General features: G+C 68.3%; 16 protein-coding genes. 8 read left to right on the forward strand and 8 right to left on the reverse strand.

Translation table 11 applies throughout. The annotated features are described in order from the left end of the window. The 6 genes from ACOJVU_RS01620 to ACOJVU_RS01645 form a co-directional block, all read right to left on the reverse strand. Positions 1-95, reverse strand: a 95-nt coding sequence (locus tag ACOJVU_RS01620) for an FAD-binding protein (protein WP_421528207.1), incomplete at its 3' end; no start/stop codon positions are given. Between the two features lie 95 nt (positions 96-190). Beyond that, positions 191-958 carry a hypothetical protein gene (locus ACOJVU_RS01625; RefSeq protein WP_421528173.1) on the reverse strand — a complete coding sequence of 256 codons (768 nt, stop codon included), beginning with the start codon at positions 956-958 and terminating at the stop codon, positions 191-193. A gap of 40 nt (positions 959-998) precedes the next feature. Next, positions 999-1574 carry an RNA polymerase sigma factor SigM gene (gene sigM / locus ACOJVU_RS01630; RefSeq protein ID WP_421528174.1) on the reverse strand — a complete coding sequence of 192 codons (576 nt, stop codon included), beginning with the start codon at positions 1572-1574 and terminating at the stop codon, positions 999-1001. A 68-nt stretch (positions 1575-1642) separates the two neighbouring features. Continuing rightward, positions 1643-5155: a lipid II flippase MurJ gene (locus tag ACOJVU_RS01635; RefSeq protein WP_421528175.1), complete on the reverse strand. Its 3513-nt coding sequence runs from the start codon at positions 5153-5155 to the stop codon at positions 1643-1645. After that, positions 5152-7545: a hypothetical protein gene (locus ACOJVU_RS01640; RefSeq protein WP_421528176.1), complete on the reverse strand. Its 2394-nt coding sequence runs from the start codon at positions 7543-7545 to the stop codon at positions 5152-5154. Before ACOJVU_RS01640 ends, ACOJVU_RS01635 begins: the two co-directional genes overlap by 4 nt. 29 nt (positions 7546-7574) lie before the next feature. Beyond that, positions 7575-8297, reverse strand: a complete 723-nt coding sequence (locus ACOJVU_RS01645) for an NUDIX hydrolase (protein WP_421528177.1) — start codon at positions 8295-8297, stop codon at positions 7575-7577. Positions 8298-8608: 311 nt separating this feature from the next. Between ACOJVU_RS01645 and ACOJVU_RS01650 the strand changes: the two genes are divergently transcribed. From ACOJVU_RS01650 to ACOJVU_RS01660, 3 genes are all read left to right on the forward strand, one after another. Further along, positions 8609-10045 (forward strand): CCA tRNA nucleotidyltransferase, encoded by a 1437-nt coding sequence (locus tag ACOJVU_RS01650; protein WP_421528178.1) that lies wholly within the window; start codon positions 8609-8611, stop codon positions 10043-10045. A 24-nt stretch (positions 10046-10069) separates the two neighbouring features. After that, on the forward strand, positions 10070-10579 hold the full coding sequence (locus tag ACOJVU_RS01655; protein WP_421528179.1) for a pullulanase: 510 nt from the start codon (positions 10070-10072) through the stop codon (positions 10577-10579). A 96-nt stretch (positions 10580-10675) separates the two neighbouring features. Beyond that, a complete protein-coding gene (locus ACOJVU_RS01660) occupies positions 10676-10990 on the forward strand; it encodes a DUF2563 family protein (RefSeq protein ID WP_421528180.1) in 315 nt (104 codons plus the stop codon). A gap of 238 nt (positions 10991-11228) precedes the next feature. Here ACOJVU_RS01660 and ACOJVU_RS01665 read toward each other — a convergent pair whose 3' ends face one another. Then, positions 11229-11894: a hypothetical protein gene (locus ACOJVU_RS01665; protein WP_421528181.1), complete on the reverse strand. Its 666-nt coding sequence runs from the start codon at positions 11892-11894 to the stop codon at positions 11229-11231. 52 nt (positions 11895-11946) lie between these two features. Then, entirely contained in the window at positions 11947-13494 is a 1548-nt protein-coding gene (locus tag ACOJVU_RS01670; protein ID WP_421528182.1) for a hypothetical protein, read from the reverse strand. Positions 13495-13954: 460 nt separating this feature from the next. Between ACOJVU_RS01670 and ACOJVU_RS01675 the strand changes: the two genes are divergently transcribed. The 5 genes from ACOJVU_RS01675 (at position 13955) to ACOJVU_RS01695 (ending at position 18855) form a co-directional block, all read left to right on the forward strand. After that, on the forward strand, positions 13955-14140 hold the full coding sequence (locus tag ACOJVU_RS01675; protein WP_421528183.1) for a hypothetical protein: 186 nt from the start codon (positions 13955-13957) through the stop codon (positions 14138-14140). A gap of 447 nt (positions 14141-14587) precedes the next feature. Continuing rightward, on the forward strand, positions 14588-14746 hold the full coding sequence (locus tag ACOJVU_RS01680) for a hypothetical protein (protein ID WP_421528184.1): 159 nt from the start codon (positions 14588-14590) through the stop codon (positions 14744-14746). Between the two features lie 554 nt (positions 14747-15300). Then, entirely contained in the window at positions 15301-15534 is a 234-nt protein-coding gene (locus ACOJVU_RS01685) for a hypothetical protein (RefSeq protein ID WP_421528185.1), read from the forward strand. Positions 15535-17131: 1597 nt separating this feature from the next. After that, positions 17132-17755: a DUF5631 domain-containing protein gene (locus ACOJVU_RS01690; protein WP_421528186.1), complete on the forward strand. Its 624-nt coding sequence runs from the start codon at positions 17132-17134 to the stop codon at positions 17753-17755. Positions 17756-17862: 107 nt separating this feature from the next. Next, positions 17863-18855: a hypothetical protein gene (locus tag ACOJVU_RS01695; protein WP_421528187.1), complete on the forward strand. Its 993-nt coding sequence runs from the start codon at positions 17863-17865 to the stop codon at positions 18853-18855. Positions 18856-18872: the final 17 nt, after the last annotated feature.

Raw genomic sequence — 18872 nt, forward strand, 5'->3', positions numbered from 1 at the left:
GGCGCCAACTCCGCCCGCGCGGAATACAACGCCGCGGTATAACCCGCAGGACCCGAACCGATGACAATCACCTCATGAACAGTGTCGGCGCTCATACGAACCTCCTCACAAATGACGCTGCATGGAATCGTCTCAACACCAGGGCGGGCAGCGCTGTTCCCGAGCGTGTCCCACGGCACATCGCACCACACTAAGCGCGCGGGACCTGGGTGTCGGCCAGCAGTCCGGTGTCGGCGGCGCTGCAGCTCGGCGCCACGGCGAAGACCGCCAGGCTGCCGGGTGTGTCCCCGGCCAGCACCAGCAGGACGCCGGCACGGGCGTTGATCTGAACCGGACGCGCGCCGAGCACCTGGGCGGAGGCCTGATATCCGAGGCCGGTGAGGCAGGAGGCGCGCCGTTGCGGGTCTCGGAGCGGGCCGTAGTCGGGGCCGCGGTCGAGTAGGTCGAGAATCTCCGACCGCGACAGCGGGATCGCCATGGGCAGCGCCGACACCGTGATGTGCTCGGCGGTGACCTCCGTGCTCGGCGTGGAAGCGGGCGCGTGAATCAGCGCGGCCGTACCCAGCCCGATCCCGGCAAGCGTTGCGGCGAATCCCGCCGACACCGCGATGACGCGTGCCGGACGGATGCGGGGCCGCGCGAAGTGGGCAGGCCCGGGTGAGCAGCCCGACGGCGGTCCGGCCGAGCGCAGCGCGGCGGAGACCCTGGCGGTGACGCCGGGTGGCGGCTCGGGTGCCGACACCGGATCTGAGGCCACAGCGGCGACGTCGCGGCGCACCCGGTTGAGGGCCCGAAGCACCCCTTGGGCCCGTTGATCGGCGCGAACCCGTCGGCGCAGTCGCGCCGCATCCTCGCTGCCGAGCAGGCCGGCCTGCATGTCGGCGAGGGCATCGACCGTCAGCGGCGGGCCGCCTTCCGCATCGCGGCGGCGCGCCGGATCGCTCTCCGCTTCCTCCATCTGCCCCAGTCTCCGTCATAGGCGGCCCGATGGCCACGTTTCACGACTGGTCGGGAATCGCATTCGCGCCCGCCTCGAGGTATCCGAGCAGCTCGGCGAGCCGGACCCGCGCCCGGGCACATCGGCTCTTCACCGTGCCCTCCGCGATGCCGAGTAGCCGGGCCGTGTCGGCGATCGAGTAGCCCTGCATGTCGACCGCCACGACCGCGGCCCGCTGCTCGACCGGTAACCGCATCAAGGCCTTGTGCACCACGATCGCCGTATCCACCTGGGCGGTGCGATCGGGCACCGGGTGCACGTCCTCCAGCGGGGCGGTCGGACGCGACTTGGCGCGCCGCAGCCGGTCCAGGCAGGCGTTGACGACGATGCGGTGCAGCCAGCTGCCCACCGCGGCATCGTGACGGAAAGCGCCGGCCCCGCGGTGCGCCGAGAGCATCGCGTCCTGCAGGGCGTCCTCGGCGTCCTCGGCGCTGCGGGTCGTCAGACGGGCCAGCCGATGCAACTGGCGTCGATGACGGAGGAACAGCTCACTGAAGGCGTGGCGGTCGCCGGCGACGTGTGCCGCCAGCAGCTCGGCATCGGTACGTTCCCGCTGGCCTTGACCCCTGCACCCCACGCCCGGACCGTAGCCAATCGCCTACCGGGGGGCACTTCACCTCGAGCTGCAGGCTGTGCAAGGCAGGTTCAGGACGCGGCCGCAACCGTGATTTCCGAGATTGCCGCGCGGCTTTTGCCGTCGGTGCTGCCCAACGTCGAGATCCACACCAGCAGATTCGTTGTCGGTGCAGTAGACGTGACCGCGATGACGTTGTGACCGGGATGCAGCGTCGCGGCCGGCATCAGCAGTGTGGTGTCGTCCAGTTTCGCCGGGTTCGGTGTGGGCGACGATCGAAGCTCGACCGCGGTGCCGCTGCTGGAGCTGTCGATGGAGACCGCGCCGACCACCGTCGGGCTCGGCAGCTGCAGCATCAGCCCGACCCCGTTCTTGAAGGAGGGGAACGGAGCGGCATCGGTGTAGGTTTCGGTTTCCCACGAGGTGGAGGGGTCGCCGTCGATCGCCAGCCCGGCCTGGCCCGGATTGTCGGCGTCGCCGTCGGGGGAGAAGACGGTGGCGTTCGTGGGCTTGACGACGCTGCCGGCGGGGGCGGTGCTGACAGCCGACCCCACCGACGACGACGTGGGCCCGTTGAGCCCGAGCCCGTCCTTGTTCAGGCCGCCGCCGACATTGCCGAAAATCTTGCTGACCACCGAGGCGAGCACCAGGAGTGCGGCCACGAGGACCGCCAGGCCCGCGCCGACACCGATCAACACGTTGCGGCGTCGGCGCGCGAAGACGGCCGGGTCGCCGGCGGCCGGGCGACGCGGCACCGACGCCGGGGTGTCGTCGGCCGGGCCGAGGACCTCGGTGCGGTCGGCCACTGCGGTCGCCTGCTGCAGCAAGTTCCGCAGCGTCGAGGCGCTGCGTATGCCGCCGTCTTCTTGCGCCGCCCGCACGGCGACGGCCGATATCGGGAAGGGAATCGTGCGGTCGATGACAGTGGGTTCGACGAGGACGCCGTTGGCGTCGCGATCGGCGGGGGCGAACTCGCCTCGCGGCTCGGGCTCCGGCAGTGGCCACCGGTTGACCAGAAGGGCGTAGAGCGCAGCGCCGATGCCGCGGATGTCGCTCTGCGGATCGGCGTCGGGCAGGGTCGCGGGATAGGCCAGCACGACGTCGCCGTCGATGCTGACGCGCACCCGGTTCGGGTGGTCGATGGACAGTGCCACACCGGTGCGGTGGGCCGCCTCGGCGGCGGCGGCCAGCGACTGCATCGCCCGCACGGCGCCGACGGGCGAGGGCGCGGTGTCGGCCACCTCCTGTAGCGAGCCACCGCGAATCCATTCCGAGACCACCAGGCCGCCTGAACCGGTGTGCACCACATCGAGCACGCGGGCGACACCGGGCTTGTCGATCCGGCTCAGCCGCAACGTGCGGGACAGGATCTCCTGCACCACGTCGTCGGGCAGAGAACCATTCGGGTCGACGAACGTCAGCGCCACCTGCCGGTCCAGCGCGGTGTCGAGCGCCTGCCAGAACTGCAGCGGTGGTGCACCACCGTGGGAGACCAATAGTCGATAGCGGCCGCCGGCGATCCGCGCGCCGGGAACCAGGTGCGTGTCCTCGGACGGCGGCGATTCCCCGCCACGCTCGCGGGACGCATCGGGCTGGAAGGCGTCCGGCGTGGGCCGTGGAAGCTCGGCGCCTGACACGGCGCCCGGTGCGGCGCTGTCCGTGGGGCGGTCGGTCACCTCCGGTCCTTTCGGTATCCGGGCTTTGCCTGCCCGCTCCAGCGGCCTGCGAGACGCGTTGACCGTATTCACTCTCGGCAGGGACGAATGGCTCTGCTCAGGGTACGTGACGGGGCTCGCACCGGACGATCCGTACGGTCCGTTCTTTTTGCCGGCCGCCACCGTCCCCGCCGCGCGCGCGTCGCGGCGCCCGATCCGGCGCCCGATCGCCTCCCGTGCCGCCTGTGCCTCGGGGACTTGAGCGCGCAGCATGACCGTCGCCATGATCGGCACCATGATCGTCGCAAGGACCAGGAGGCGCAGCAGCGAACCGGCACCACCACCGTGCACCGTGAGCCGGCCCAGGCCCAGCAGGCGGTCGGTGACGTGGGCCAGCAACCCGGCCAGCAGTGCCGCGGCTGTCGTCACCAAGATGGTCCGCACCGTGGACACGTCGACCAGGTGACCGCCGCGGGGCAGCAGTGCCAGTCGCAACAGCAGGTAGCCCACGACCGCACCCGCCAGGAACCCGACGCCGTTGGCCAGGCCGAGCAGCCCGGCCACCAGGTTGGGGTCTTCGGTGAGGTGCGGCGCCAGCAGCGACGCGGCGATTTTGACGGCCGTGATGACGACGACGACGACGATCGGGGTCCATGGCTGCTCACGCGCATAGAACACGCGCAGCTGCAGCAGCACCAGGCCGTAGGGGATCAGCGTGAAGGCCGACAGCGTGATCGCGATGCCCAGATACCCGGCGTCGACCTGCCCGAAGTGTCCGTAGGCGAACAGGGCGCTGCCGATGGCCGGGCCGGCTACGGTCATGACCGCCACGATCGGGATCAGCGTGACCAGGGTCAGCCGGGTGGCCAGGGACAGGTCTGCGAGCACGCCCTTGATGTCGTCGGCGGCGGCGTTGCGGCTCAACCGCGGCATCACGACGGTCAGCACCGTCACCCCGATCATGCCGTAGGGCAGCATCAGGACCAGCCACGTGTAGTTGTAGATCGCGGGCCCGGAAGCCGCTGCGGTGCTGGCGATCTCGTTGCCGACGATCAGACCGAGCTGGCTGATCAGCACGTAGAGCACCATGGCGACGGCCATCGCGCCGAAGCGCTTGAGCCGCTCGTCGATTCCCCATAGCGGGCGCAGGCTGATGCGCTCGCGCCGCAGCGCGACCAGCAGCACCACAACCTGGGCGAACACGCCCGCGGTGGTGCCGATTCCGAGCACCAGCAGCTTGGGATTGCCCATCCGAACGGGATCGACGGAAAGCGCGCCGGGGACTGCGACGTACACCGCCAGGGTCACGAGCGCGACGACGTTGTTGACGACGGGCGCCCAGGCCGTCGGCCCGAACACGTTGCGCGTATTCAGGATCGCCATGAACACCGACGTCAGACCGTAAGCGAGAACCTGCGGCAGCAGCAGGTAGGCGAAGGCGGTGGTCAACTGCTCGTTGACCTGGGGGACGCGGCCCAGCATCAGCCGCACCAGCAGCGGCGCGGCCAGCACCGACAACGCCGTCGCCACCACCAGCAGTGCGGTCGTCACGGTGACCAGGCGCCGTACGAATGTGGCCCCGCCGTCGGGGTCGGATTGCTCGGCGCGCGCGAGCACCGGCACGAAGATCGCGGTGAACGTTGCCTCGAGCACCAGGGCGGCAACGAGATTCGGCAGCTGGTTGGCTACCGAGAATGCACTCGACAGCGCCGCGCCCAGCATGGCGGCCAGTAACACGATCCGCGCGAAACCGGTCAATCGGCTGACCAGGGTGGCGAAGGCGATCGCCCACGACCGCGACACCACCGCGGAGTCCGACAGCTCCACGCGCCGGGGAACCGCCGGTGCAACCGGTGCGGCGGGAGGCGCGGCCTGGTGCCGCCGGTTCGGCTGCGGCTGGGGGTAGGCCCGCCGCGAGGCTGGTGTCATACCCGGTGCTTCTCGTCGACCTCGGGGGCGGACTCGTCGTGCAGTGCGGCCGGCCTCGGCTGCGGCAGAGTTCCACGCCGCGGCCGGTCCAGGTCGGCGGGGTCGGGCTGGCCGCGGAACCGGTGCCACAGGCGGCGCCCGGCCAGCAGCACCAGCACCGCCGCGGCGCTCAGCGTGATCGCGAACAGCAACTTGCCATAGGCGTTGGAATGCACCAACAACCGCACCGGTTCGCCCAGGCGCATCCCGGCCGGGGTGCGCAGCGTCACGTCGACGGCGACCCGCTTGGTGAAGTTCACCTCGATCGGCACATGCAGCGGCAGGTATCCGGGCGGCAGTTCGATCTGACCGACATCGGTCACGGTCATCCCGGGGGGAGCGTCGACCTGCAGGCGCACCCGGATCGGCACTGCCAGGCCGTTGTGCAGAGCCAACGGGAGCGGACTGTGCTCGGTGGCCAGGGTGTAGGACCCGCCGGGGTTGACGATCGTGACCGCGCCGAAGAGGTCGTTGATCGCGGAGCCGACTATCCCGAGGCTCTGCTCGGCCAGCCCATTGCGGGTGTCGGGCGGTTCGGACTGACTGAGCGCGCGCAGCATGTCCTCCCGCAGCGGCGCGGTGTACGCGCTGCCGGTCAACCCGGTGCGCTCGTCGGTGCTCAGCGCGGCGGTCAGACCCCACAGGCGGCTGACCTGCCCGGCGATGTCGGCGGTGACGTTCTTGGCGAACCGGCCACGCACCGCGGGGTAGTGGCCCATCGGTTGCGGCGGGGCGGTGTGCGCCGCCGCGTCGGCGATGACCGCCGGCAGTGGCCGCGGCACCCCGAGTCCCGAGCGGATGGTGGTGGCCAGGGCGGTCATGATGACCTGGGCGTCGTCGGCCTGCAGGTTCCACGACGGCGGCGGGACGAGGATCTGGGTTCGTGGTGCGGCGTCACGCTGGAGGGCGTGCCAGAAGATGGAGCCCAGGGCGTCCTGACGCCGCGCGGTCTGCGAGTCGTGCGCGAGCCGCACCGCCAGCGACGAATCCAGGTAGGTCGGGACTGCGGGGTTGATTCCCGCGCCGGCCAGCGCAGCTCCGACCGCCGGGTCGAACGGCGCGACCACCACGTGCGGGGAAACCCGCCAAGGCGCCGTGTCGACTGCGTCGGGAAGGTCACGGCCCGGCCCGTTCGGCCCGTCGTGGGCGGCCAGGTCGGCGGCCGCGATGGCGACGGTGCCGCCGTTGACTGCGTTCTCGACGGCGCTGAGCAGGTCGACCGTGCGGCCGGTCAGCGGCCCGTCTGGCAACAACGTGGCACCGCGGGTGGTGCTGACGTCGAGGATGCGGTCGACGATTCCGTCCACGCCCGCGGTGGCGATCGCGCTCAGCCCGGGGTCGTTGACGCGTTGCAGCGCATCGAGATCGGCCTGGGCGTAGGGCAGTGGCGCCACGCAGAGCCGATGGGCCAGTGCACGCAGCCGGTCCAACCAGGTGATCGCCGCAGCCTGGCCGGTTCCCGGATGCGTCGGGGTGCCCGGCCGTTGGGCGGGTCCGTCGGGCGAGTCGGATACCACGTAGCCGCCGGTCATCGCATTGACGGTGACCAGCAGGTCCGGGTCGACGGCCAGGCACAGCGCCCGCCCGACAGCGCCGTCGGGGTCGACGTCGTGGCTGGTGGCGATCTCGGCTGCGGACAGCAGGATGTCCAGCCGGCCGCCGCTGGCCAGAGAGGTGGCCAGGTCGTCGTCGACCAGCCGGACCGGGATGCTGCCGCCGGGGAAACCGGGGGCCAGCCGGGGCCGGTCGGCCAGTGGCCACAGCATGGTGATCCACACGGGTTTGGACGTGTCGGGGGCGACGGTGGAGCCCAGGTCGTCGGCGCGGTCGGGAGGGACGCCGATCACGGGCAGCAGGAACCGCGCGTTGTCCAGACGGGCGGGTGCACCGTAGTCGGGCGTCCCGTTGACGTTGACCAGCACCGGGTAGATCCCCGGTTCGTCGATGCCGAATGACGACCTGGTCACCGAGCGCAGGGGAGCCGAGAGGGTGAAGCCCGCCCCCTGCCCGCGCTGCAACTCCGGGGCCACGGTCAGGAACTCCGACACCGGCCGGTACTGCTCGGTGCCGCCGTCCAGCGAGGTGCGCAGACCCGCGGAGGCGGTAACCGCCGCGGCGTGCTCGAGCCGGACCACCACGTCGCGGACCGGGCGGTCGCCGACGTTGGTGACCACCCCCCTGACGGTGACGAGGGGCGGGCTGGTGGTGGTGACCACATCCGGGGTGACCTGGTCGATGCGGACACGCACGAATGGCGTGGCACCGGGCTCACCGGCCGCCGCGCGGGGTGGAGTGCCACCGGTGAGCAGGGCGAATCCGGCGACGATGGCGACCACCGCGGCACGTCGCATCCAGCCGGCCAAGCAGAATCGCGGCGCGATCACGGGCCGGGCCCGCAGCCGTTCTTGCGGCCCGCGGCGGGATTGTCGACATGGCGGGTCCGCGAATGGGTCTGTGGGCGTCGGCGCGGCGAGCTGGGCGGCAGCGGCGGCAGCGAGGACGGCCCGTCGCTTTGCAGCTTGTCGATCAGCTCGCCGGCCACCTGCGCCAGCCGCCGCTCGTCGGCATAGGAGAGCCGCGACGGCAACTCCTGCACCGGCACCCAGGCCACTTCGGCGACTTCAACGTCGTGGTCGGACAGCTCGCCGCCGGAAAAGCGCATCAGATAGTGGTGAACCGTCTTGTGCACCCGGCGGTCTTCGGTGACGAACCAGTAGTCGATTCGTCCCAGGGCAGCCAGCACGCTGCCCCGGACCCCGGTCTCCTCGGCGACCTCGCGCATGGCCGTCTGCTCCGCGGTCTCGCCGAGTTCGATGTGCCCTTTGGGCAGTGACCACAGCATCCGGCCGCGCCGGTCGAAGCGACCGATCAACGCCGCCACCTGAGAGTCTCGAGGCCCGTCGAGCCCGTCGACGACCAGCCCCCCGGCCGATGTCTCGTGGACCGTGCGCAGGCGTTCGGGACCGCGGGGGGCGCGCGGTTTGGTCGTGGCCGCGCCCCCGGCCGGCTGGCCGCCGGTCTGGTCCTCCGGCGATGCCGCGGCACCACGACGATGGCGCCGACCCCGGCGCCGACGCGGTTTGGCTTGTTCGCCCTCCGACACCCAAGCGATAGTAGCTGGCAAGGGCCGGTGTCCTTGACATACTCGCCGGTTGTCGTCACGGGCTCTCCGATGTCTGATCAGATCGGGCCGATCGCCTTCGCGACAGCCCGGGCCGAAATCACAATGAGCGGCCAGAGAGGTCCCGAAAGGCTTCCGGGAAGCATTCCGCGCCTGGCCTGACCGACTTTTCCCGAACATGTCGCGACCAGCGCGGCAACCGCTCACGGCAGCAGCGTTCCGATCCGACGCCACGACGCTGAGCAATCCCGGGCCGCATCACCGCCGGGGACCTACGACTAGGCTGACCGAACGTGCCGAACGCCGATACCGACCTTCTGACCGCCGCCGCGGTGGCCCTCAACCGGCACGCCCCCATGTTGCGTGAGCTGGGCGCGACGTTCGATGCCGCGGGCCGCCAGTTGTATCTGGTCGGAGGTTCGGTGCGCGACGCACTGCTGGGCAGGCTGAGTCCCGACTTGGACTTCACCACCGATGCCCGCCCCGAGCAGGTGCAGCAGATCGTGCGTGGGTGGGCTGATGCGGTGTGGGACACCGGGATCGACTTCGGCACCGTCGGCGTCGGCAAGGGCGGGCACCGCCTGGAGATCACGACTTTCCGCGCCGACAGCTACGACCAGGTGTCGCGCCACCCCGAGGTGCGCTACGGGGATCGCCTCGAGAATGATCTGGTGCGCCGCGACTTCACCGTCAACGCGATGGCCGTGCGCGTCACACCCGACGGCCCCGGTGAATTCCTCGATCCGCTGGGCGGTTTGGCGGCACTGCGCGAGCAGTCGCTCGACACCCCGGCGGCTCCGTCGGTGTCCTTCGGCGACGACCCGCTGCGGATGCTGCGCGCCGCGCGATTCGTGTCGCAACTGGGCTTCACCGTGGCCCCGCGGGTGCGGGAGGCGATCGCGGAGATGGCCCCGCAACTGGCCCGGGTCAGCGCCGAGCGGGTGGCCGCCGAGCTGGACAAGCTGCTGCTCGGGCAGGACCCGGTCGCCGGAATCGACCTGCTGGTGCACACCGGGATGGGGCAGGTGGTGATACCCGAGGTCGGCGGCATGCAGATGGCCATCGACGAGCATCACCAGCACAAGGACGTCTACCAGCATTCCCTGACCGTGCTGCAGCAGGCGATCGCGCTGGAAGATGACGGCCCGGACCTGGTGCTGCGCTGGGCGGCACTGCTGCACGACATCGGCAAACCGGCGACGCGGCGCCACGAGCCCAACGGGGGTGTGAGCTTTCACCACCACGAGGTGGTGGGCGCCAAGATGGTGCGAAAGCGGTTGCGGGCATTGAAGTTTTCCAAGCAGATGGTCGATGACGTCTCGCAGCTGGTGTTTTTGCATCTGCGGTTCCACGGATACGGCGACGGGAAGTGGACCGACTCGGCGGTGCGCCGGTACGTCACCGACGCCGGTCCGCTGCTGCCGCGGCTGCACAAGCTGGTGCGCGCGGACTGCACCACCCGCAACAAGCGCCGGGCTGCGCGCCTGCAGGCCAGCTATGACCGGCTGGAGGCGCGGATCGCCGAACTGTCCGCGCAGGAGGACCTGGCGCGGGTGCGTCCCGACCTGGACGGCAACCAGATCATGGCGCTGCTCGGCATCCCGGCCGGCCCTCAGGTGGGCGAGGCGTGGCACTTCCTCAAGGAGCTGCGACTCGAGCGCGGACCGCTGAGCACCGAGGAGGCCACCGCCGAGCTGCTGTCCTGGTGGGGATCGCGCGGGAACCACTAGCGCCGGCCCGGCGTCGGAGTGGTCATGGACTACTGCATGGGTGGAGATGACGGCACGGCGGCGATGTTGCACGGCGCACCCGATCTGGACCTGGACGGCGACGGGCACTTCGATGCGGTGGGTGTGGATCTCGACGGCGACGGGCTGCGCGACGACGCGCTGGTTGACCTCGACGGTGACGGCATGGCCGACCACGCCCTGTTCGACGTGGACAACGACGGCACGCCCGAGGCGTCGTTCGCCGACGACGGGACGGGCACGTGGTCGGTTGCCGCGGTGCGGGAGGGGCAACTGCGCTGGTACGGGATCGACGGCGTGGAGCATACCGGCGGGCCGCTGGTGGACTTCGACGGCCGGGGCGGCGCCGATGACCGGTTGTTCGACACCGATGGCGACGGGCTGGCCGACCGGGTGTTGTGCCCAGGCGAGAACGGGGTGACCGGTTACGTCGACACCGACGGCGACGGCCACTGGAACGTGCGGTTGACAGACAGCGACGGTGACGGTTTGGCCAACGGCGCCAGCCCGCTGTAGGCGGCGCTCGCGGTGAATTGATCGGCACTGGCGGCGTGGTTAGCCTCGTCGCCAGACGTGCCGCCGCGATCAGCACAACGCCGAAAGGAGCCCACGATGTTCGTCGACCCGGGAATGCTGCGGCTGGGGGCCAAAGAGTCCCACCGCGCCGGAGGACATGCCCTGGATGGGGCCGATCGCCTTGCGCGGGAACAGCTTGCGGCGGGCATGTTCGGCGACTTCGCCGCCGCCGATGCCTTTCACGAGGCGCTGAGCGCGGCCCACGCCGAGCATGTGAAGAACTTGCATGCTCAGTACGAGGCGCTTGCCGCCGTGGGCGCCAAGGCGCACTACGCCGCTGCGGAATTCACCGCAATGGACGAACGCGGTGCCGGGCAGTTGCGCGCGGTGCGGGGCAAGCCGGTCGCCTAAGTGGCCGCTGGTGCGGAGTCCGCGCTGGTGGCGCCGAGCGCTGCGTTCAGCGCTGGCTTTTTCGCCTGGGGCCACCGCCACCGCAGTCTCGACGCCCCAGGGAACGCGCACGACGAGCTGACGAACGGGACCACCACCGAGGCTTGGCCCCAACCCGTGGAAGCCCGCCAGGGGTGGGCCGCTGACGACTGGTACTGCTTCGACGACGATGTCGGCCCGTTCCTGCCGCGACATCATCTCATCGCGCGACAGGTGGAGGAACGGTGTGTTTGCCGCGTCCCATCGGGTAGTGCTGTCCGATCACATAACCGAGGCAGTAACAAACCGGCGGTGCAAGCCAGAGCAGAATCGACGCCACTGCCACCACAAAGGCCTGAATGTTTTGGCCTCGGGCGATCGGGAACTTGCGGGTCCCGTCATCGATGCCGGTTAAAGCGCCGACGACGGCGAGGAACACCGTTGCGAGCGTCATCTGCCAGGCCCACCCCGCCAGGTAGACGCCCACGGGCACGATGCACGTCGACGCCGCGAGGATCCACCACAGGTTGCGCGCGGGCACGTGTCCGATCGCCATCGGGTCGCTGCGCCGCGGTGACGGCGCGCTCGGATCTCGTGCGGTATCGCTAGCCGACGGATCCGATTCCTCCCAGTTGGTCGTGACTGCGTAGATCCGGCCACCAATCTTGAGCAACGGCGCTTGCATGTGGGCGGAGAGCACCGCAACGAACATGAACAGAAGGCCGGCGCCCAGGCTGGTCGACCAACCGCGCGGCAGAATACCCAAACAGATGCTCAGCGTCGCGATGAGCCAACCCGACCAATACAGCCTGCGCTCAACCGCGGGATCCCGGACAAAGGCAGAGAGGCTCACCGTGACAAACGCGACGCCGGCGCCGACGATCAACAGTGCGTCCGACCATAGGGAGCCGCCGCCTTGTGCACTCGCCTGGGATGCGTCACTTATCCAATAGCCCACCGATAACCTCGCCTGCCCTTTCCCCGCCGTACCCAAACAGGGCCGCTCCAATCACGGCCCCGGCGAAAGCGCCTTCTGGTCCGATGACGGTTCCGAGTGTGGCGCCACCAGCCACCGAGCCAAGCCAGCCACCGGCGATACTGCCGGTCGTTTTAGCAACCGTCGTGGTGAGACTCGCGCCGTTTCGCCAGTCGTTGCCCGCCAGAATAAGTTCGGTGAGGTTCCCACCCCGATTCAGGGTTTTGGCAACTTTCTCGAATGCCACGACGTCAGCTGGAGTGAACGCGTCGACCGCGTGCCGCCCGCCCCGGGCAGCGAGCATCCCATTGATGCCGGCGCTGCTGAGGCTCATTATCTGGCCCTGCTGTTTGGCGACGTCGGCCCACGGGATGCCGCGCGAGGTCTTGCGTACGACCGTCATCGCGCCAGAATGCGACATCCCTTGTGCTTCCAGCCCTTTGACGGCTAGTCCGGTCACGACAGCGCGAGCCTGTTGTTCTGCATTGTCCAGCATCTGGGTGGCCTGATCGGGTGCCATCGGCGGTGCGACGGAAAACCCTTGTTCGAGCTTCTTCTGCCATCCCAAGCGCATCAGTGCACGACCCCGGGCGTCGCCGCCGAGGATCGGGTTCACCGGAAGGGGGCCGATGAAGTGTGCCATGGCGAAATCGCCGATGCGTTCACCGGCAAGCCGGCGGGCCTCGGTGTCGGCGGTGGGACTTGTCGCCGTGGCGTAGTCGCGTAAACGTGCTGCGGCATCGGATTTGTCGCCCGCGGTGGTTGCGGGGTCGTTGACGAGTGCTTCGTCGGGAGTACGTTGCGTCGAGATGTATTGCCCGACAGCTTGTTGGTCTTGGTCTTGGTCTTGGTCTTGGTCGCCGTTACTCGGCTGGCCGTCGGCGTCAAGGCCCTGGATCGGCGCGGGGTCGTAGCCGTCCTGGACCCGCAACGTGGTCAACGATGCCTGCAAGTAATCGGAATAGTCGCTGAGCAGCGCTTGAAGCTTGCCCAGGGTGGATTTCGTGGCGATGATCGCTTCGGTCTCCAGGTCGTGGATGTGCTGGTCGACAAGCGTTAGTTCGGCCGCGGTCAAATGGCCGACCCTTTCCACTTCCAACGCTTCGCCAACGTCGCCATCGATTTGCTGCAGGCAGGCTTCCAATGTCGAAATCGACACTGCACCAGTTTTTTGTACTTCGGCAAGCGCTGCCGCGATGTTTTCCAGGTCTACTGCGATCATGGGTAGTTGGTTAGCCGGCACCCCCAGCGATTGGGTGGCGCGTTGCACCTCGGCGGAGTCGTTGATCGGGTGGTCGCTGCGCCCGCGGTTCCAGGACGCCTCGAACCGGCGACGGGCGTTGCCGAACGCGGCGCTGGCCTCGGTGGTGCAGCGCCCCGCATCGTGGAACGCCTCCGCCAACTCCGCGATCTGTATCGGCCGGCCGGCCTGCATGCTGCGGTTGGCCGACCACGGATCGCCGTGGGCTTCGGCGATCAGCGCCGGAACGCTTATATAGCGGAGTTGCACCGCATCCTCCGGTATTCGGCTGCACTCAATTCCCCCCGCTCAGCGTGTGCGGCGGGAAACTGGTTTCGGCGCAGTACCGCCGCGGCGTACGCACCGAACCCGCTCAACGCGGGCGTCTCGCCGAGTCGCCCGTCCTTCCCGGGCGCGTGTCCACCCACACGGTGTGGGGGCTTGGGCGCCGTATGCTCCGTATGCTCCGTGTGCTGTGGTCTGGCGCCATCAATCATCGCCTCCCCTTCAATCTGCGGCCTGAGGCTACTACCGCAGAATCGGCCGTCAATTCACCTTTTACGTCGGTACGCCCAACGGAGGGAGGGACGCTGGACGTTGCGGGGAGTTTCGGCGGGGAGCTGTTGAATGCTAGGGGAGACGTGGGAGACGGTCGTCGCGCCACGGGCTTTTGATTCCAGCGCGTACGGCCAGTGGCTGGCCTGCAGGCCCGCCGCGTGGGCAGCATGCGATGGGTACGGTGATCTATCAAGACGACAGGATGGCCGCCATCGGCATCAATCTCTACTTCGACGCCGGCGGGGCCGCGAAGCTTCTGGGCCAGGCCAGTGCCAGTGCCGCAGACTGGTTGGCGCGTGAATCTGCGGCCTTCGCCGCCACGGTCGTGCGTCCGGTGTGGCGGGAGTTGCGCTTGTAACCAACGGGTTTGGATGGAGGTTACGAATCCAAACCAACCAAAACCGAGGTAAACCCCTGCGCAACCCTTCGCTGCCTTCGCCTCATACGGCGGGTGCGACGCGCCAGCAGTACTCCTTGACATCCTCGCTGCGGTTTCCGGTCCTCGTGCCCGGTGCGAGGTGCGCTAGCCGCTGGCTGCGATGCGCGCGCTGGCGTTAACAGCTGCCTTGGGCGGATGCCCGTTCGTTCTGCGCGATCGGGCGATGGGCGGTCGAAGTCACCGATGATCAAACGGCCTTGTTCGAGGCTGACCAGCAGCAGTGTCCCGACGAACCGAGACTGCCCCACTGTTCGCCCACCTCGATACCGCAGCGCTGAACGGGCGTTGGATGAGCGGAAGTCGACACGCACCTTCACCGTTGGCACCCACCCGGTAGTCACTTGCGATGGTAAGACAGTCCGAGGTGTGCGCAACCGCGGCGGCGGCAAGGTCTCGGATCCAGTTGCCGTATCCAACTACAACGCCGGTGTCGTCCTCGGTCAAGTCACCATCGACGCCGAGAGCACGAACTCTCTGCGTTACGAGGAGTTTTGGGGCTTTTCGACCCCAACGGAATGGTCGTGACCGTGGACGCGATGGGTGCAATCAGTCACCGATAGTAGAAGCCTGCGATTTATCTGATCGCCGAGCGGTACGATGCCAACACAAGCCAAAGTGCAGTGTCCAGTGAGCTGCGTGAGTTGCCGTCGGCGGGTTACCTATTCCACTATGGAAGCGTATGTAGCCCTGAAAGAAGGCCAAGGGGCGCCGGAGATGGTCTTGAACGGGATCGGCTAACGTGAGGAGTGCGTATGTCGAGCGACCCGACTTCAGAACTTAGTGATGGATCAACCCCGCGTCAGCCGCGTTCAGGGCAATCGACAGATAAATATTCAACTGCGCCAGCGCCGACCTCAAGCCCAACTATGTGGCCAGCGATCGCCCTAGCTGCGATTGCTAGTGTGTTGGCTATTGTTGCATTAGTCGTGTGTTTGACACGCCCAGCCTTTTCTGCAACTAGGACTACTTCCCATCGTTACAGCGGTGCAGAGACTGCTACCGCGCAGCGGCAATTGTGTGACAGCTACAAGCTCGCAGCGCGGGCAGTTGAAGTTGACACGGGTGGGAATGATCGAGCATTGGCCCGCATCGCGACAACTAACGGGGCTGTCATGCTTGACAACGCGGCAGCGAATCCCGCGCTCAACCTCAAAGATCGTGAAGCTGCACTTGCGCTCGCGGCTGCATACGGGACACTGACTGCGATGAGTAACAACGTAGTCGCGACTGATTCGCAGTACCAGGTTGCGCTCGATGACATCACCGCGAAAAATGCAGTAATGAAAAGCATGTGTGCTGATGGTGGCGGCTGACCTACCGCCCGGCAGGTGGTCTTTGCGGCTGGTCGGAGCATGGTGGCCGGCACCGTCGAGATTGCTGCGCGAGAGCGCTGCGTATTGGAAGGGGGTTTGCACGCATGAGCAGCTATACGCGCAGGAGCTTCGCAATAATTGGAATGCCCTGGCGGCTCGAAGTCAAGGCCACACCGCAGAGGACCTCGTAGCTCGATTCCAACAGGGAGAGAAGCTGCACTTAGACTTTGCTGAGAAATACCAGAAGAAAGCTGTCGCGTTTGAGTCCGCCGCCGACGCTATTGACTACCTACGTAACCGCCTTGAAGGCATCGCCGAAGTAGGTAATCGGCAAATAAGAGACATTCTTTCCTCAAAGATCCCACCGACACAGCAACTAATGGAAATACAGGAAATTCAGGCACGCTGTAACGTTGACGCAGCTAATGCATCTAGAAATGCCGTCGATAAGCTCATGTCGGCTACGCAGAGGGTTCTCGAGTCTGAGGGCATGTGCGGTGACGCCAAAGCCTGGGCGCGTGAACGCGGTTGCGATACTAACGAGGTTCGACGCCCACAGCTAATTGATCAAACAGATTTGAATTCAGCGTCCGCACACTCTGGTGGGCGTAGTAATTCTGGAAGTGGTGTAGGGGCAACTGTAAGTGCCTCGGATCGTGGCCAACACACAGCGCCACCGCCTGCCGTACACGGCGCGGGGCGTTCCACCGCGGGTTCTTCGGGAGGCACCCGAGGCATCAACGCGGCGGCGCCGCTACCCGCCGTTGTTCACGCGGCCGGGCGCGGGCCCGCGGCCTCGTCGACTGGACTCGGAGCAACGCCGCCAGTAACTGTTGCGTCCTTGCATGGTGTACCCGCACCCGGGACACCGATGATGTCAAGCGGCGGCGTAGCCCCAGCATCCCTGGGTCAAGGCTTGTCCCCCAACTCTTTAGGCCAGTCGTTCATATCCGGGATGGCGACCGGTCAGCCAGCGGGTGCCAGCGCGCAATCGTTGTCCTCGGGCGCGATGCAAGCGATGGGAACGGGGTCGGTTCCACCGATGCAACCGATAGGAGCGGGGTCGGGTGCGGCGCCGCAGGCGTTGCCCCCGCTGGCGCCCCCCGCCGTACCGTCCATACCGATGGCCGGCGGTGAATCATTCACTCCCGCAAGTGGCCCCATAGATGCCCCGACTACTTCTGCACCGCCGGCATCGACGACCGGCGGCGGTGTGCCGGTGGCACCACCGGTGATGGCAGGGGGTTCCTGGCCGGCGTCGGCGACCGGCGGGACCGTCGCTCCCGCTGGGCCGCTGCCCGCATACGGATCGGATCTGCGCCCACCAGTGGTCGTGCCCCCCGCCATGGTCTCGACGCCGACGGCACCGGTTTCTGGGTCGCCGGTCGCGCCGACAACCCCGTCGTCCCCGTCGGCGGGAGGACCGATCGTTTCTGTCGCCGAACGGGCCGCCTTCCCAACCGCGGCGGGGCAGCCGGGCGTAGGTTCGTCGAGCCGGGCCGGAGCATCGGCGGCGTCGGCCGCGACCGGGGCGACTGCCGGCGCGGCCTCGAACCGGGCCGCTGAACAGCGACGTCTACAGCGCATCGTCGACGCGGTGGCGCGCCAGGAACCGCACTTGTCGTGGGCGGCCGCGTTGCGCGATGACGGCACCACGACTCTGCTGGTCACGGACCTGGCCTGCGGGTGGATTCCGCCGCACGTCCGGCTGCCCGCCCACCTGACGCTGCTCGAACCGGCAGCGCGCCGCCGGGATGCCAGCGTCGTCGACCTGTTGGGAGCCGTGGTGACCGCGGCCGCCCACCAGCCCGGCGCCTACGTCGGCGAACCCGACCCGGACGCGCCGGCGCTGAGCGGTGACCGGCCCGCGCGCAGCCAGGCACCCACGGTCGACGAACTCGGACCCACCCTGGTGGATGCCGTGCGGCGCCGCGACGGTCTGCCGCGGATAGCTCAGGCAGTCGCGACGCCGGCGGTGCGTAAGACGGGTGTGCTCGAAAACGAAGCCACACTCTTGCGCGCATGTCTCGCCGACGTCCGACGGTCGGTGTTGAACGCCTATCCCGCTCACGATCCGGCCGCCGTCGCGGACTGGATGCTTCTCGCGGCAGTCGAGGCCCTCATCGGCGATCATGAATACTTGGCGAATTACCACCTGGCCTGGTTCAACGCGCTGACTAGCCGCAGCGATCCCAAGCGCCACCTGCTTCGGCCGAGGTGAATGTCAACGTGAATACCGCCAGACGCGTGCTGTGCCAAAATGGCCGAGACGTGCGACTACACATGAGGCGGACCGACGGCTCCAAGCGTGAGGAATGAGGTGACGACGTGACCGGAGACGATCCTGCACCGGTCCCCGCACCCGGAGCCCTCGGGCCGCCCGGCACCACGATCAAGGTGACGCCGGATACGTTGTCGCAGGCTCTCTACGGAGTACCGTTGCCGCCGCCGGTCGCGCCGACCCCGGCGCCCCCGCCCGGAACATCACCCGCCGATGCGGCATCCGGCGCTCTGGTTGCCGCGAGCAACGTCGGGGTGCCCGGTGACGTCGCGTCCAGTGCCGAGGCGGACGCGGACCGCCGGGCGCACCTGACCGATGCTTTGGCCAAGTTCCCGGCCAACGAAGCTGACTCGGCGCAGCAGATGCAAGCGGTCGGCGCGCAGGCCGGTGGCCAGCAGGGCATGCAAATGGTTGAGCAGATGGCGTCGAGTCTGACCGGTGCGCTCACCGGTGCCCTCGGAGGCATCATGGGCGCGTTGACGCAGATCCCGCAACAGGCCATGCAGGCCAGCCAAAGCGCGATGCAACCACTGATGAGCGCGGTCCAGCAGGCGTCCCACGGTGTCGGGGCGCTGGAAGCCGGGGACCCCGCGGAACTGGTCGACGGCCTCGGTGTCGACCCGGAGGCCGGCGCCGGCGGCGGTGGAATCGGCGATGGAACCACACCGGCCGCATCGCTGGGTGCCCCGCCGGTGCCGGGATCGTCGCCGCCGACAACCCCCGCGGGGGCGCCGGCGAGACCGGTCGCGCCGCCACCGAGCGAGGGCGCTACCGCGGCCAGGGGGCCAGCGGGGATGACCGGTATGCCGATGATGCCGGGTGCCGTGGGCGCCAGCGGCGAGAACGCAAAAGACAAGCCCGGCGAAAAGCGGGTTTCGGCACCTGGGGTGCCCAACGGCCAGCCGGTCAAGGGCCGCCTCACGGTACCGCCGCCGAGCGCGCCCGTCGCCAAGCCCGGTGAGGATAAACCGACCGTGGTGACCAATAGGCCGAATCGGCGCATCGTGATCATGCCGAGTGAGGACGCGGCGAAGGAGTGAGCAGGCGGCGACGGCGC

The organism is Mycobacterium sp. THU-M104 (assembly GCF_049197365.1).
Taxonomy (GTDB): domain Bacteria; phylum Actinomycetota; class Actinomycetes; order Mycobacteriales; family Mycobacteriaceae; genus Mycobacterium.